Annotated in this window: 16 protein-coding genes; all 16 read right to left on the reverse strand. The window is 43.0% G+C overall.

Annotated elements, in window-relative coordinates:
- Nucleotides 1-1,296 carry an NAD(P)/FAD-dependent oxidoreductase gene (locus AWW72_RS01040; protein ID WP_062846159.1) on the reverse strand — a complete coding sequence of 432 codons (1,296 nt, stop codon included), beginning with the start codon at nucleotides 1,294-1,296 and terminating at the stop codon, nucleotides 1-3.
- Between the two features lie 24 nt (nucleotides 1,297-1,320).
- Nucleotides 1,321-3,633, reverse strand: coding sequence for an MMPL family transporter (locus tag AWW72_RS01045; protein ID WP_062846160.1), 2,313 nt, complete (start codon nucleotides 3,631-3,633; stop codon nucleotides 1,321-1,323).
- Nucleotides 3,608-4,279 carry a LolA family protein gene (locus AWW72_RS01050; RefSeq protein WP_062846161.1) on the reverse strand — a complete coding sequence of 224 codons (672 nt, stop codon included), beginning with the start codon at nucleotides 4,277-4,279 and terminating at the stop codon, nucleotides 3,608-3,610. Before AWW72_RS01050 ends, AWW72_RS01045 begins: the two co-directional genes overlap by 26 nt.
- Nucleotides 4,272-4,700 (reverse strand): acyl-CoA thioesterase, encoded by a 429-nt coding sequence (locus tag AWW72_RS01055; RefSeq protein WP_004775601.1) that lies wholly within the window; start codon nucleotides 4,698-4,700, stop codon nucleotides 4,272-4,274. Before AWW72_RS01055 ends, AWW72_RS01050 begins: the two co-directional genes overlap by 8 nt.
- 9 nt (nucleotides 4,701-4,709) lie before the next feature.
- Nucleotides 4,710-6,275: an HAL/PAL/TAL family ammonia-lyase gene (locus AWW72_RS01060; protein ID WP_062846191.1), complete on the reverse strand. Its 1,566-nt coding sequence runs from the start codon at nucleotides 6,273-6,275 to the stop codon at nucleotides 4,710-4,712.
- A gap of 1 nt (nucleotide 6,276) precedes the next feature.
- On the reverse strand, nucleotides 6,277-7,206 hold the full coding sequence (locus AWW72_RS01065) for a lysophospholipid acyltransferase family protein (RefSeq protein ID WP_062846162.1): 930 nt from the start codon (nucleotides 7,204-7,206) through the stop codon (nucleotides 6,277-6,279).
- Nucleotides 7,207-7,210: 4 nt separating this feature from the next.
- Nucleotides 7,211-7,951, reverse strand: a complete 741-nt coding sequence (locus AWW72_RS01070; RefSeq protein ID WP_062846163.1) for a glycosyltransferase family 2 protein — start codon at nucleotides 7,949-7,951, stop codon at nucleotides 7,211-7,213.
- A gap of 8 nt (nucleotides 7,952-7,959) precedes the next feature.
- Complete coding sequence (locus AWW72_RS01075; protein WP_062846164.1) at nucleotides 7,960-9,633, reverse strand: ApeI family dehydratase; 1,674 nt, start codon at nucleotides 9,631-9,633, stop codon at nucleotides 7,960-7,962.
- A gap of 6 nt (nucleotides 9,634-9,639) precedes the next feature.
- On the reverse strand, nucleotides 9,640-10,191 hold the full coding sequence (locus tag AWW72_RS01080) for a COG4648 family protein (RefSeq protein WP_005259640.1): 552 nt from the start codon (nucleotides 10,189-10,191) through the stop codon (nucleotides 9,640-9,642).
- Complete coding sequence (locus AWW72_RS01085; RefSeq protein ID WP_005193178.1) at nucleotides 10,188-10,436, reverse strand: acyl carrier protein; 249 nt, start codon at nucleotides 10,434-10,436, stop codon at nucleotides 10,188-10,190. Before AWW72_RS01085 ends, AWW72_RS01080 begins: the two co-directional genes overlap by 4 nt.
- Nucleotides 10,437-10,447: 11 nt before the next feature.
- Nucleotides 10,448-10,708 (reverse strand): phosphopantetheine-binding protein, encoded by a 261-nt coding sequence (locus AWW72_RS01090; RefSeq protein WP_004775609.1) that lies wholly within the window; start codon nucleotides 10,706-10,708, stop codon nucleotides 10,448-10,450.
- On the reverse strand, nucleotides 10,692-11,513 hold the full coding sequence (locus AWW72_RS01095; protein WP_139126642.1) for a lysophospholipid acyltransferase family protein: 822 nt from the start codon (nucleotides 11,511-11,513) through the stop codon (nucleotides 10,692-10,694). The genes AWW72_RS01090 and AWW72_RS01095 overlap by 17 nt, the downstream gene beginning before the upstream one ends.
- Nucleotides 11,498-12,112, reverse strand: coding sequence for a beta-ketoacyl synthase chain length factor (locus tag AWW72_RS01100; RefSeq protein WP_062846165.1), 615 nt, complete (start codon nucleotides 12,110-12,112; stop codon nucleotides 11,498-11,500). The genes AWW72_RS01095 and AWW72_RS01100 overlap by 16 nt, the downstream gene beginning before the upstream one ends.
- Before the next feature lie 252 nt (nucleotides 12,113-12,364).
- The gene (gene der / locus AWW72_RS01105; RefSeq protein ID WP_004775614.1) at nucleotides 12,365-13,774 is read right to left on the reverse strand and encodes a ribosome biogenesis GTPase Der; all 1,410 of its coding nucleotides are present in this window, start codon (nucleotides 13,772-13,774) and stop codon (nucleotides 12,365-12,367) included.
- A gap of 378 nt (nucleotides 13,775-14,152) precedes the next feature.
- The gene (gene bamB / locus AWW72_RS01110; RefSeq protein ID WP_062846166.1) at nucleotides 14,153-15,295 is read right to left on the reverse strand and encodes an outer membrane protein assembly factor BamB; all 1,143 of its coding nucleotides are present in this window, start codon (nucleotides 15,293-15,295) and stop codon (nucleotides 14,153-14,155) included.
- On the reverse strand, nucleotides 15,295-15,993 hold the full coding sequence (locus AWW72_RS01115; RefSeq protein ID WP_047429260.1) for a YfgM family protein: 699 nt from the start codon (nucleotides 15,991-15,993) through the stop codon (nucleotides 15,295-15,297). The genes bamB and AWW72_RS01115 overlap by 1 nt, the downstream gene beginning before the upstream one ends.
- Nucleotides 15,994-16,021 lie beyond the last annotated feature (28 nt).

The following is a 16,021-nucleotide window of genomic DNA, read 5'->3' on the forward strand; positions in this document are numbered from 1 at the left end:
TTAAACCTCAAAGGCTTTCTCTTGCGCCACACCATCACGGCAATACTCAGCCAGAGTACTTAAACGGCGCTTGGCATTTTTATGAATTGGGTTGTGATCATCCCATGCATATCCTGCCAAAAGTGAGGAAATCATACGGCGAATTCCGTCATTTTGATGCGTTGCAAATACCACATCCTGAAATTCACCTTCATACCAAGACTCCACATAAGCACGGAACACCTGAATACCTTTACGTAAAGGCATTTCATATTCCTGCATCCAGTCCACTGGTTCACCTTGCAACATACGATCAAGCAAAGGAATCGCCAGACTGGAAGATTTCAGTGCGATGGTTACACCCGAGGAAAATACCGGATCAAGAAACTCTCCCGCATTGCCGAGTAAAGCATAATTACGCCCTGCCAAATGTTTTACATTGGCGGAGTAACCGACCAAAGTACGCACTGGTGTATCAAATTTTGCTTGCTGTAATATCGCAGATAAAGCAGGATCATCTGCCAGAATGCGTTTCAATAATGCTTCTGGCTCATTCTGTGTCACATCTTCCACATGATAATGATCAAAGAAATCCTGTTCTGCCACCACACCAAATGATGCGCGACCATCCGCAAAAGGAATCAGCCAGTACCATGCACGGCGATCTTTTTCATGGACCGTGATCAGAATTTTCTCACGATCGAAATCGGCACGGTCACCAATGCCATCTTCAATATGGGTAAATAAGGCACGACGAACAGGAAAATTTGACGGACTTTCTAATTCTAGAAACTTCGGTAAGATGCGCCCGAATCCACTGGCATCCAATAAAAATCTGGCCTGAATTTGATAGTGTTGTTGTGCTTCATCCATCACTGTCAAAACTGGATGTTCAGTCTCAACATCGACTGCAATCACTTCGTGCCCAAAGCGTATATCAGCACCATAATGCTGTGCCTGCTGAGCCAGTAAATGGTCAAAATCAGCACGGCGAACTTGCCAAGTGGTACCAGGACCTTCACTAAACTTCTCAGTGAAATCATAGTAACTTCGTTTCTCACCACATAGAAATGCAGCACCATTTTTAAACTGGAAAGCATGCTCTTCAACATGCGCACGCACCGTTTCCAATAGTCCCGCTTCTTCCAGAAACACCATACATTGTGGCAATAGCGATTCGCCAATTGAAAAGCGTGGAAAATATTGCTTCTCAATCACCGTCACTGCATAGCCTTTTTGACGAAGTAAGGCTGCGGCTGAACTGCCCGAAGGCCCAGCGCCTATAATCACCACATCTGTGTGTTGTAAAGTACTCATCTCAACCCCTAAAACTTAAATCTTCTAATGCTCTTGTAAGTTCACAATATGTTTTTGATCTGCTGGTGTAAGCAATGTCGCATAAATAAATGAAAAGATGACGCCCAATAAAACAGTTAAACCGAAACAATGAATTGCATAGGTATGACTTAATGATAATAAACCAAAGCCCAATAAGGTCGACATCATACACAAAAACAGTGCCATGCCAACGATCTGGGGATGATCATGTCCATGTCGATAGAAAATCGCATAATCCACGCCAATCCCGATAATCAGGAAAGTTCCCATGATACTAAACAGGTTAATTTCCACACCTAGCCATGCCTGAATGGCAAACGTCGTCAATAACGCCAAACTGACCGGTAGAACCAGCGGCAGGATTGAATGCTTGCCATAGATGATACCCAACCCGATAGCCAAGCTCAGCAAAGCATAAATCAGTAAGTGCTGGGCTTGCTGGCGATGCTGTGCAAAAGCAAGCGAAAGCGTACTGACAGGTTGCTGAAAATCAATATGGGACGATTCCAGTTGCTGCAATATATCGACCTGTTTCACCCCACTGACCATGACCAGACGTTCGGTTGGATTAGGCTGCAAAAATGCCAATGGATGCTGCTGAAAAACCTGCTGTGTCAATAAAGGTTGCTGCTGCAATTGCTGTTGCCACTGCTGCACATCTGCAAACTTTAAACCCATGCTTTCTGCATAGTTTTTCAGTGCGGTTGCTGGAATTTGCTGCAGCAATTTCACATTTTGCTGTTGCTGAGCGAAGGGTGGAATCCATTGTCCCAAAGCCTGAAAGCTTTCAATCTGGCCTTGCGCCTGCAAGTGTTGCAGTTGCTGAACTAATTTTGACTCCTGTTGTTCAAGCTCAGCAGTCGAGTTTGCCCGTACCACAAAATAGTCACTACTTTGCTGTTGCCCAAATAGAGAACGAATATACTGATCTTCCTGTTTCAGCTTGCTGTCCATGCTTTGCAAATTACGAATATCATCATTCGCTTGCAAAGCGAATAGACTGACACCACCGATCACCAGAATAGTTAAAATAAAGCCATAGCGAACTTTCTGATGCTGCTGAAACCATTGTCTCACCTGCCCGATCCAGACCAGACGGCGAATTGCAGGCTGTGCATTTAAAGGCGGTAAGCGTGGCAATAACAAGACACTGGTGATCCAGGCCGCAACCAGACCGACAATCGAAAAGACTGCAATTTGTCTAAAGGCAGGAAATGGCGTGAAACTTAGAAAAATATAAGCCACCACCGTTGTCATTAAGCCCATAAACAAGCTGGGTAACAACGGGGTTAGAATTTTAAAGCCATCCAGCTGACGGTGCTGGGATTGCATCGCCATAAAATAGAAAGAAAAATCGACGCAGACCCCGATTAAACTTGCCCCAAACACCAGCGTCATCAGGTGAATTTCCCCAAACACCAGATGGGTCACTGCAAATGCCAGCAAGCTCCCAGTTGATACAGCGATAAATTCAGTGATGAGTGGACGAAATGAACGGAAACCAAACCAGACCAATAAAATTAATCCAAACGTCGAGCCTAACCCAATGGTTGAAATTTCCTGTTTCGCAGACTGTGTGCCGAAATTAGAAAATAAAATGGTTCCAGTCCAATGTGACTTGACCTTGAGCTGTGCAAGCTGCGGTTTTAGCTGTTCAATCCAGCCTGTGACCTGTTCCTGATAATCGATGTTATAAGGACTGTTCTTTAATTCCAACACCAATAAACGGGATATTTTCTGCTCATCATGAATCGTGGCGAATCCGTCTTCCAACTCGATATGACTTCCCGCCTGATTTACCACATTTAACATATAACGTGGAAATAACAACAACGGATCCTGCTGCAATGAGGACGCGGTAATCGGTATGCCGACACTCATGAGTTGCATCAAGCTTTGCTCAGTCAGTGCTTCATAATCCTGTTGCTGTAAGACCTGCCGATCTTGCTGGCTCAGTAAGCCTGCCCGATGCTGATACAACTGTTTGGAAAATTGTTCTAAATCGAGTTGTGGTTTCAGCGGCTGCCACAAATCACTTTGTTGCAGTTTCTGCTGGAACAGTTGAGTCGCTTGCGCTAAGGCCTGTTGATCTGAGCTCTCTAAAACGACAAAAACTTTCTCATTCAGTTGATCGCTTATATATTTCTGAGTTTGCGCGAGTTCAGGATTTTGCTGTGTTTCAGGCAACAAAGCAAAAATATTGGTCTGGATATGAATATCCTTTTTCAACCATGCCACTGCAAGCGCAAGTCCAACAATGGTTAAAAAAACTAACCAGATGGCAGTAAATTTATTTTGCCAATTGGAAAAGCGCATCTTCAGCAGCCGTGAGTTGGTTCGGTTGAGTATTTTGATTACGGAATAAAATCGTGGTGCTGTTATTGCCCTGTTCCTGAATCACAATTTTATTCACATATTGCTGTCCTTGTGCATCTATTCGCACAAACAGCTTTTTAAATAATCCTGATTTAGGTGTTAAAGCAATATTCCAGCCTGTTGGTCGATAATCCGCTGAAACGACATTAAAATTCTTTGCCAGTGCCTTTTCATCACCAGACATCAACTGTAAAAATAAAGTTGCAACCGAACTATAAGGTGACTGATCAATCTGAATCTGGCTATAGGTTCTCTGTGTTTTCTGGACGAGTTTCTTTTGCGTAACGATCAGATCTGCCTGAACAGGACGCTTAATTTGCCACAGCACGCCATTAGCTTTGGCAAAGGTCAAGGCACCATTAGAAGTAAAGGTTTTATTCAAACTGGCGAGTTTCTTTTGCTGCTCAAAATCAGCACGTACGATGTCACTTTTAGACAGCTGCTTAAAAATCGAAGATACCTGTTCAGTATTGGCAGAAGCAGCCACACTGAAACTGAGCAACAAACTCCAAACAACACTGTGCAGTGCTAACCAGTGACGTTTTTGCAGCAGGCACTGTAAGATATTCGAGAGCAGATTAATCATGATGATGCTCCTTAAATGCATCCCAAGCATTCAAACAGTCCAGTAAAACTTGCGGAGACTGAAAACACATTTCACGATTGGCAATGTTTACCGCAACTTGTGTGGTATAACCCTTGGTTAAGCGGCGTCCAGTTTCTGCATCCAGAATCAAATACTCGATTTTTAAACGATTCTCCCACTCTTTTAAAATGGCACGGACTTTGATTTTCTGTTCAAACTCAATGCCCTGTACATAACGCACATGACTTTCAATCACGGGCCATGCATAGCCTGATGCTCTCATCTGGTTGTAGTTATAATTAAACTGTTCCAGCAACTTACAACGGGCGATTTCAAAATACTTTAAATAATGTCCATGCCAGACCACATTCATGGTATCGACATCATGAAAAGGAATCTCAATGATTACATCTGCCTGCATTGTGCGCTCCTATGCCTTTTCCTGAAACTGATTGAACAATTCAAAGTTGTCGAAACGATCAATGATTTGTTGTAATTCAGTTTGTAATGGACGGTCTTCTTCAAGTAATGCAAAACTTTGTAAGGTCCATTCGACAAAGGCTTTTAAACTTGGACTGAGTTGTGAGACCACACCTTTTAAATGCACCGCCTGTACGCTGGCACAACATAAAGCCGCCAGAACCTGCTGAGTCAAGGTAATCACACGAGTTGCATCCCGTGCTGCAATGGTGCCCATACTCACTTTGTCCTGATTATGGCATTCGGTAGAACGAGAAAAAATAGAGGCCGCTAGCGTATGTTTCAATGCTTCAGCAGTCCAAGCTGACACCCCGATTTGTACCGCTTTAAAACCATGATTTAGTGGCAAGCGGTCTGCACCAGAGCCTGTCAGATTACGCGGCAATCCATGATTCATTTTATGATCAACCAGTTGTGCAATTTGACGATCCATCAGATCCGCAATATTAGCAATCATGATCTTTAAACTATCCATAGCCTGTGCAATATGCCCACCATAGAAGTGTCCACCATGCAGTACCCGTAAGTTCACAGGATCGATCAATGGATTATCGTTACTCGAATTTAATTCATTTTCAATAAACTGGCGTAACCATGTTTTTGAATCTTCAAACACCCCAATAATATGCGGTGCACAACGTAAGGAATAACGATCCTGCAAACGTGGACTTTGATGTGCTGTTTGTACTTCACTATTCAGCCATTCACGTAGTTGCTGTGCAATCAGCTGCTGCCCCTGATGAGGCTTTTGTGCAAAGAGGACTTCATCGAAATGACTTGGATTCCCTTCAAGTGCCAGTACATTTAAGGCTGTAATCAAAGTACTTGCCAATGCCACCTGTTCAGCCTTTTTATAGTTTAAGCAAGCAATCGCCGTCATCACAGCGGTACCATTCATCAGTGCCAACCCTTCTTTGGGACGCAAGATGAGCGGCTGAATTCCTTTCTCGGTATAGACTTGGGCGATCGGCACAACCTTAGCTTGTGCATAGACATCCCGCTCGCCGACCAGAGCACCAGCAATATAAGATAAAGGGGTCAAATCACCACTTGCGCCAACAGAACCTTCCGATGGAATCACAGGAATGATATTTTCATTGAGCATCCAGACCAGACGCTCCAGCAAGGCCAAAGAGACACCTGAATAACCACGCGCCAATGAACAAAGACGTGTTATCACAACCGCACGTGCAGTGATCAGGTCCAGATTTTCACCCAAACCACAGCCATGAAAACGAGACAAATGCAAAGGTAGTTCATTGACCTGATGCATGGGAATTTCAACCAGACAGGAATCGCCATAACCCGTGGTTACACCATAAATCACACCTTCATCAAGCAAGAGTTGATCTAAAAAGTCAGCCCCGCGCTGAATCAATTCACGCCAAGCCGTTGACGTAGGTAAAGCCACTTGCATCTCTTGTCGGGCAACGGCCACCACATCTTCGATACTCAGCGCTTGTTCCCCCACAATCAGAACAGGCTTGACCCTTACTTCAATTTGACTTGCATTCACGTTATTTTGTCCAAAACTGATAAAAATTAAACCATTGATACGGTGCACGTAAGCAATGCTGTTCTAATACGGTGACATAGGATTGTGTGATGTGTTGCATGCTGCTTAAACGGGTTTTACGCGGTAAATCGACCTGTTCAGCAATCAAATGAATATGCACCTGAAAGTTTTGCTGGGCACGATAACAAAACACTGCTAGCACAGGCACTTTGAGTAAATTTGCCAGAATCCATGCACCTTGAGGTAGAGCCGCTTCTCGACCTAAAAACTGTACGCTTTGCACACGATCTGATTGCACAGGGACACGATCTGCGGCCACGATGACCCACTCACCTTGCTGCATTTTTTCCTGCAACAATATGGCAGTTTCAATTCCCAATTCATCGACAGAAATTAAATTCACATCGGCTTTATCATTAATTTTTTTTAAAAACTGGTTAAATTGAGACGCGTGCTTTTGATAGACCAGCACGTTAATTTTTTGTGGATGTTCAGATTTTATCGCACGCAACAATTCAATATTGCCAAAATGCGACACCACAATAATCGTACCTTTCTGATAATGCTGCTGAAAATGCTCATGCCCGAATAACTGTAATTTTTGTTCAGGAATATGACCTAACCAGCCTTCAATTTTATCTAAAATGCATTCGCCGAATTGCATAAAATGCGTATAGCTATTGGTCCAGTTCGGCATCGCTTCAAATGGTGATTGTGTGCCTGCAAACTGATGCAAACGTTGTAAATATTGCAGCGATGCCTTACGTGCAGTCACGGCAAAGAGCCAATACCACATGATAATAAAGTACAGCACGACACGGCATAACCAGCGCCCGCCACAACGATAAAAACCAAGCATCAGCATCAAGGGTAAAAGCCCGCCACGCTCTTTAATATCGTGCCAAGTGCGATCTGTTCTGTGCTGTACCATAAAATTAGTCAGCCTTGATCTTATGCCAGACTAATTTAGGCAAACGAATCAGCATGCCAGCAAATAGTCTTGCATGCGCTTTGCTTAATCCGAGATTATCTCGCCACACATTAAAATGAGAAATGCCATGTTCAGGATAAATCACCTTGGTCGGCACATTTACAAACTGGATATTTTCCCACTTTAACCGTACCAGAATCTCACTATCAAAGCCCATTCGCGGCTGGAATCGAGCTGTGTTCAGGATCGGTATTGTTTGTGCCAATGGATAGATGCGGAAACCGCACATACTGTCTTTAATCTCAAAAGACAGGCTATTCAGCCAGACCCAGAAGTGTGTGACATAACGGCCATAGAGGCGCTTTTTCGGTACAGAAGCATCAAAAACAGGTTGCCCAATTACCATCGCCTGTGGATGCTGTTGCGATAACGCAATAAATTTCGCCACATCGTCCCAACAATGCTGACCATCTGCATCTATTTGCAATACATGGCTCATGCCTCGTTGTGCTGCATGTTGCAGGCCCGTTATCACGGCTTGGCCTTTACCTAAATTTTCTGGATGCTCAACCAAATCGACCAAAGCATTGTGTTGTGCCAGTTGATGCAGAATCGCTGTACAGGCAGCATCACTGCCATCATTAACCAAGATGATCGGATACTGGAACTGGGATAAATGCTGCACCAGATCAGCCAGATAGTGCGGATGATTATAAACAGGAATCACAATGCTATATGTCAACATAACTGCCCCTACACCTCATCAACGGCAAACGAAAGACGGCCAGAAGCCAAAGTCTGTTCTGCAGCAGTCATTTCAAAGCTAATTTTATGCTGTTTTCGCGTTAATTTTAATTGTATCACCGCATAAGGACGTATCAGATTCTGGAACTTGATCTGCTCCAAGCCCTGACACTCATTTAAGTCAGACCAGCTGTTCTTGGCAAACTGCTGAATAAAACTGATCTGCCCAACGCCAGGATAAATCGGTTGATTCGGAAAATGTCCTTTAAAACATTCCAGTTCAGGAGGAAACTCGAGTAAAAGATACTGCTCATCCTGCACCTGCCACTGAGATAAAACCACGGGTTGTAGCATTGGTGCAAAGAGCGCTTTTAAATAGTTTTTATCTCGTTTTGACTGCGCATTTTGTGGAATCTGACTGAGGAAACGCCATTGTCTTGGAATCGCAATGGTTTCAAGCTGAAACTGGAGCTGCTGCTTTAACTTCTTCACAAATGTAGCTTTACCCAGTTCAATCAGTTGCTGCTGAGCCGCTGGTGTAAGCACCACAATGCACGCCAGAATTTGGCGATTCTGATGTTCCGTCACCAAGGCATGACTTTGTTCAACCTCAACCAAAGTATTGATCTGCTGTTCAATGGCATCCAGACTTAAACGCTTTTCTTCGAGCTTGATAATCCGATCCAGTCGTCCCAATAATTTAAATTGCTTCAGATTGATGTCGATCCATTCAGCCGCATCCCCAGTAATGATCCAGCCAGACTCACCAGCATGGTTACTTTGCACCATAAGCTGCGTGGTTGCCGAAATCTGAATCTCAACATTATCAAATGCTGTCCAAGCGGCCTCATCCTGATGACGGTGTGCGATGCCCCCCGTTTCAGAGCTACCCAGAACTTCCACAATCGGTACATTCAAATTCGGACGAATACCTGCATCCAGTTTTCCACCTGAGCTAAAGGTCATTTCACAATGTTTTAAAGCTAAATCCTGACTCCAACGTTTTAATAGCGCAGGACTTGAGATCACATAATTCGTCCAACCCGCTTGAGCTAAGCGCTGCTGTGCCTGAATAACATCTTCCGGGAAAGCCAGTTGTGTATTGAAAAAAGGACGACCCGTTGCCAACGGTAAAAGCAACTTAAACAATAATCCATAGATATGTTGGTGGCTAACCGTCGCAATCGCAGCACTTTTTTTATTGAGCTGAAAACTACTGGTCAAGCCTGAAACTTCATTTAAAAGCTGCTTTAAAGTACGTTCAATCTTTTTTGGTTCCCCTGTTGAGCCAGAGGTGAAAAACATTACTTCCGCCTGATTGAGGAATTCATCCTTTTGTAAGCTCATCAGGTTCGCTTCATATTCACTGCCCTTTAAAGATGCTTGAACAGGTTGACGCTCAAGAAAATGAATATCTTGCTGTAAAAATTGTTGCTCTAAATCACGCACTCGATGCGGCGGTAAAATAATTTTTTTGTTCGCGAGCAAGCCTGCAAAAAACAGAACGCTAAATTGGTAACTGTCCTGCTCCCATAACGCCCAGATATGTTGAGGTAAATTTTGAATAGCCGCTGTCTGTTCAGCAACATCTTGCCAAAAGTCCGCATAAGAAATGGTTTTAAATTCAGCACTAATACAAAACGTTTTCGCTGAATCGGTATCGTTATAAAAGAAGATAGGCATAGTATTTTAAGATATTGTTTGATTTAAACGTTGATGTCTTTTGCGCAAGATAAACTCACCCAATAATAAAATTCCCATCAAAACGTAAGAGATAAAACCATTATAGATCACCCAAAATTTCATTGGTGCAAAGCAGGTTGCCAATGCAATCAGGGCATTGATACTGAAAAATATACACCAGACCACAGTCACTTTACGTGTCCACTGTACCCCCGATGCCGGTAAATCAGGTTCCATCAGACGGGCAAAACGCTCAATCATGGAAGGTGGCTTATATAATGTCAGGGCAAAGATAAGCAAAGCGCCCAAACTCATCCCAACTGGATAAAGCTTTAGCCAGGCATGATCTTTTAAAATCAGACTCAAACCACCACAAATAATGGCCAGTCCAGTCAAAGGTAACATCAAGTCTTTTTTCGCACTGACTAAACGAAGTATACCCAGAACGACGAGTAAACCACTGACCCAGAGAAACTGACCATGCGATAGACTCCATCCGACAATAAAGGGGTATAACACAAAAAATGTGATCACGCCCCCTCTGAACAGATGTTTCATTCAGCCGTCATATTCTGAATGACAACAACCACATCTTGTACTGTTCTGACGGCCTTAAAGTCTTCTGGCTTCACTTGCTTGCCAGTCAGTTCTTTAATTTTCACCACTAAATCCACGGCATCAATACTGTCGACGTCAAGATCTTCATATAAATTTGAATCAAGCTGAATATCGTCAGGCTCAATTTCAAATAAATCCTGCATCCATTCTCTTAATTTTGCCAGCACCTGTTCTTGAGTTAACATCGATCTACTCCTTAAACTGCTTGCTGTGCTTCAACCAAAGCCACTAGACTTTGAACTGATTTAAAATGTTGTTTGGTCTCATCTGACTCGGCATTCAAATGAATGTTGTAACGCTTTTTCAATGCCAAGCCCAACTCTAGAGCATCAATTGAGTCTAAACCTAAACCCTCACCAAAAAGTGGAGCGTCGGTTTCAATATCACTGATGCTAATATCCTCAAGTGCGAGAACATCAATAATCATTTGCTTTAATTCATCAGCAAGATTGCTCATTTTTAGATAACTCATCATTAAAAATTTGATAAAACTGTTGATTCAACTGACGTACCTGCTTAGGGCTAACGTCTGAATCCGCTAATAGGTCTTTGACCTCAATTGCATCGAGTACCTTAATTTCAATATGAAAGGGTTGCGCAGGTACATGATACCATTTTTCATTTTTGGTTAAGGTCGACGGTGTACAACGTATCAATACTGGACGCACTGGCACATTGGCACGGATGGCAATATTTGCAGCACCGCGTTGAAACTCGTTCAGAGATTCGCCTTTTTCCGTGCGGGTCCCTTCAGGAAAGATCAACAATGAAGCTGCGCCCTGCTCTTTTAACCGAACCACGCAATCCTCAATAAACTGCTGCGAACCTGCATTTAGAATATAACCTGCGCTACGGACTGGCCCACGCGTAAAGGGATTTGACCATAATGATTGCTTAACCACACAATTGGCTTGTTGCATCAGACCAATCATCACCACCACATCAATCAAGGTGGGATGATTGGCAATCACCAGTTCTTGGCGACTATTTTGTAATTTTTCCAGCCCTTCTACCGAATAGGTCATGACGCCTAACTTGACCATCATTTCGGTAAAGCCTTTAAAGCTATAACGAATCACTTGCTGCGCACGTTGCTGGCGGATTTGTGGATCACGGCTGGTCACATGAACCAAAGGCGCAACCAATGTTGCAATGCCGATACCGCCTGCACCAAAACTTGCAAAGCTAAATCCTGTGGCGGCAACACGCCAAAAATAATTGGTTTTTTGTTTGATCTGCTTAAGCTTTAACATTTTTTCCATCTCACTACAGACGGGTTTTCTTCTACAGATTGCCAAAATTGGTAAAAAGCCAAACTTTCCATGTGCTCTGAACCAGATAATGCCAGAATCTCTAAATTAGGCTCTTCCAGACTCACAACCGTTGCCAACGAAAATGCTGGAAAATCAGATGCATCACTGTAGAGATCAGGTAAAGCTTGATCATAAGCCACCACCAAAACACGCTTTACTGTGGTGCTGGATTTTAAAATGGCATAGGCTTCAATCAAGGCTTCTGTCCATTCACAACTCAAGCTTGTAGAAGGTGTATCGTCCTGACACAAAATCGAATATAAGCCTGCAATCGCATTATGGACAGAGGTTGAAAATTGTGTAGGTGATGGTGTTTGTTCTTGTAATACATCTTTTAAAATATCTAAAGTTTTTTGCTCATCCCCGTATTTTGAAACCCAGACGATATAATCTGCATGCTTGCCTGCCAAAGCGGTTAATGCGCCATGGAGAGCCATTTTTGCCAATGGAGATAAACGGCGACGTTGCATTGCAGGAATAGCCTCTAGCGCAGCATAGTTTTGCTGTGCATAGGTAAGCTGAGGCTGCGTTAGATGTAATTTAAACATGCAATGCACAATCCAATCTGGTTTAAAAAATAGACAATTTAAGGAAATTTTGCGGTGGCATTATAGCACTAGCACGAAATTTAACAAAAAATTTATTTTCATTATATTTCAATAACTTATGCTTAAATACTTATTGTCAATTTTCTCTGAAGTCTAGCTAAACAAAAAACCTGATTATTAATATTTATTAATAAAACAATAGAACCAAAAAAGCCCAAAGCAAACTTTGGGCTTTTGAGCATTAAGTACGGCTTAACGCTTGAATTTCTTTTCCGCTTTTTTAAATTTCTGAACATAACGACGTTTACGTGCTGCAACGCGTTCATCCACTTGCGACTTACGTCCTTCAAATGGGTTTTCAGAAGTTTTAAAGTCAATACGGACAGGTGTACCTTCAAGCTTATACACTCTACGGAATACATTTTCCAGATAACGACGATAATCCGCTGGTGTCTTATCCACCTTATTACCATGAATGACGATCGTTGGCGGATTTTGTCCGCCCATATGCGCATAACGCATTTTAATACGACGACCACTGATCATTGGCGGCTGATGTGCCTCAGTTGCATCACTTAGAATCTGAGTCAGTTTTGCAGGTGAAACTTTTAAGTTTGCTGACTCATAAGCACGATGGATCGAAGGATAAAGCTCACCCACGCCTGTACCATGTAAAGCTGAAATCAAATGGATTTTTGCCCATGGAATAAAGTCAAAACGGCGTTCAACATCAAGTTTACATTGCTTACGATCATATTCGGTCATGTTGTCCCATTTGTTGATCGCAATAACCATAGCACGGCCCGCTTCGAGCGCATAACCAATCAAATGTAAGTCTTGTTCAACAATCCCTTCACGTGCATCGACAACCACAACCACCACATGCGCATCTTTCATCGCTTGCAAAGTTTTAACGATTGAGAATTTCTCAATCATCTCATCAACCTTACCTTTACGGCGTACACCCGCAGTATCAATCAAGGTGTATTGGCGACCATCACGCTCATAAGGAATATAAATCGAGTCACGCGTTGTACCCGGCTGGTCAAACGCAACAACACGTTCTTCGCCCAGTAAACGGTTGACCAAAGTTGATTTACCAACGTTTGGACGACCAATAATCGCTAAACGCAAACCTGTATTTTTGTTGTGCTCGTCTGGATTTTCATCTTCTGGAACTTCAGCCAACACTTCTTCAAGCATTTGCTGCACACCACGACCATGACTGGCCGCAACCTGCATCGGTTCGCCCATACCGAGCTTATAGAATTCAACTAATGCAGCTTCTGCATGTACACCATCGACCTTGTTAGCAACCAAATGTACTTTCTTGCCTAATGTACGTAGCTCACGAGCAATTTGCTCATCTGAAGCCAATAAGCCAGCACGTGCATCAACGACAAAAACAATGATGTCTGCTTCATGGATTGCAGTTTTTGACTGCTCTGCCATGTAGGAGTCAATGCCACCTTCATTCTCACCAATACCGCCCGTATCTACGACAATGAATGATTTATTTTGATAAACCGCATCGCCATATTTGCGGTCACGAGTTAAACCAGCGAAGTCAGCAACCAAAGCATCACGACTTTTGGTGATTTGGTTAAATAGCGTTGATTTTCCGACGTTTGGACGACCAATGAGCGCAATAACGGGTTTCATAGATTAACCTTGATATAGAGAATAACCTTGAGGTATGAATGATCATAATGGGATCTTGCCGAGTACTCATCCTATTTTGGAATAAGCCGTCGGCTCGACCTACTTTTCTTTCGGGAAAAGTAGGCAAAACCATTGTCATCCGCAAAACTCGTTCATTGTTATCGAGTCTCTTGCCCCATCACAGAAACCACATCTAATCAATGTAGTCCTGTCTCAAACAGTTGCGGATGACGTTTTCGAGTACCATATTTCAGTTAAAATTTGATACCGAACTCAAGTAAATAAAATAAAAATTCGGGGCTTTGATAATCAAACACCCCGATATATGTTTTGTCTAGCAATAGCTAATTGAGCATTTTACCACAAGCTAAGGCAAAATTATCGATTCTGCCAAATGGTTAATACACCTTTTCGAGTGGCAACATAAAGCTGATTGTCAATCACACGTAATGAACGGACTTCACCGCTGGTTTTCGCACGACCGATCAACTTGCCTGATGCTGGATTAATCAGATGAAGTACTCCATCTAAGTCACCAACAACAAGGTTTTGTCCCAACATCACAGGGTTGCTCAACTGACGATTTAACAATTCTTCATTCTGCCAAACCAACTCGCCAGTCGCCAAGCTATACGCGTTTAACTTACCATCGGTTGTGGTCACAAATACTTTATCTTCGGCAACTTCAGCACTGTTGGTACTGCTTGCATCTTCACTCCACACCACACGTTGTGAAGCAAGATCTGTCACGGTTACCTGACCCTGGAAGCTGGTCGTTACAAGGAATTGACCCGCAACCACTGGATCGCCAACCACATCAATCAAACGTTGAATGTCTGAACGACCATCGCTAATCGCAACACGGCGCTGGAAGCGAGGTACACCACTGATAATGTCTAGCGCATACACATAAGCATTTGCAGAACCAATCAACACCGTACGATCATCCAAGCGAACTGGAGCTGGCTGGCCACGTAAACTAAACTGTACGTTTGGCAGTTTATAAGCCCAGACTTGCTGACCCGTTACCGTATCATGTGCAAACACAGTACCATCATTGGCAATGGTAATCACACGACCAGACTGGATCAACGATGGCGACAGAATTGCACCAGACAATTTTGCCGTCCACTTTTGTTCACCTGTGGCCTGATCTAAACCAAATAACTGTCCTTTGCGATTACCGATTACAACAATCCCTTCCCCTGCTTCTACACCCGCAGTCAGTTCTTGTTTGGTAATCTTGCTTTTCCAAAGGCGTTCTTTACCTTTGTAAGCAGAAACCTGACCATCAGGGTCAATCGCAAAAATCACACCATTGTCTGTATCCAGTTGCAAGCGCAATGCTTCAGCAGCTTTTGTAGACGAAACACTTTGTGAAAAAACAAGGTTTAAACTTTGTTCTTGCGTGATTTTTGGCAATGGGTTTGGTTTTGCCTCTTTTACTTTATTGCTCGAACATCCAACAAGTAAAGCTGAAGCAATTGCAATTGCCAAAGGAAGTTTTAGTTTATTCTGCATTAAGACTCATCCACTTTGGTATCTAAGATCGGGCGCTCAAACTCAGGATCATCTACTAAAACGCCAACACTTTCGAGTTTAATTTGTAAAAGCTGACGCTCTTGTTTACGCTCGAGCAAGTTATCCCATGCACTTTGATACGCTTTACGAGCAGATTCGTTATCTTTTTTCGCAACAAAAATGTCACCGCGAAGCTCATCAGCAGTGGCCTTGAACGCAGGCTCTGTCACAGCAGATAAAGTTTTTAACGCATCATCAAACTTGTTTTGTGCCAACTGAGCATCAGCCAAACGTAATTTAACAACTTGTAGCAAACCCTCATCTTTCACTTTTGAGTTTTCAACTTTCTTCAAAGCTTTCTCAGCAGCAGCATAGTCTTGCTTTTCATACGCAAGCTTCGCCATGATAAATTGCGTCTGAATCGCTTGAGCAGAATCAGCATCTTCTTTCACAATTTTATCTGCTGCTTCAGATAAGGTTGCAAAGGCATTTGGCTGACCTGTGGCAGCTTTTGCCTCATCCATCAACTTCTGTACCTTCGCTGTCTGGTTCTGAGCTTCAGCAAGGGTCTTTTTTTGCCAGTATTCCCATCCGAAAAAGGCAATCAAGGCAATGAGAATTCCGCTAATGATTGCAGAACCATATTTTTTGGCAAACGACTTTAAACTGTCGAGCTGTTCATCATCACTTAAACTCATGTGATTGTCCTTTTCCTAAATTTTTCAA

This window comes from Acinetobacter sp. NRRL B-65365, assembly GCF_001605865.1.
Lineage (GTDB): Bacteria > Pseudomonadota > Gammaproteobacteria > Pseudomonadales > Moraxellaceae > Acinetobacter > Acinetobacter vivianii.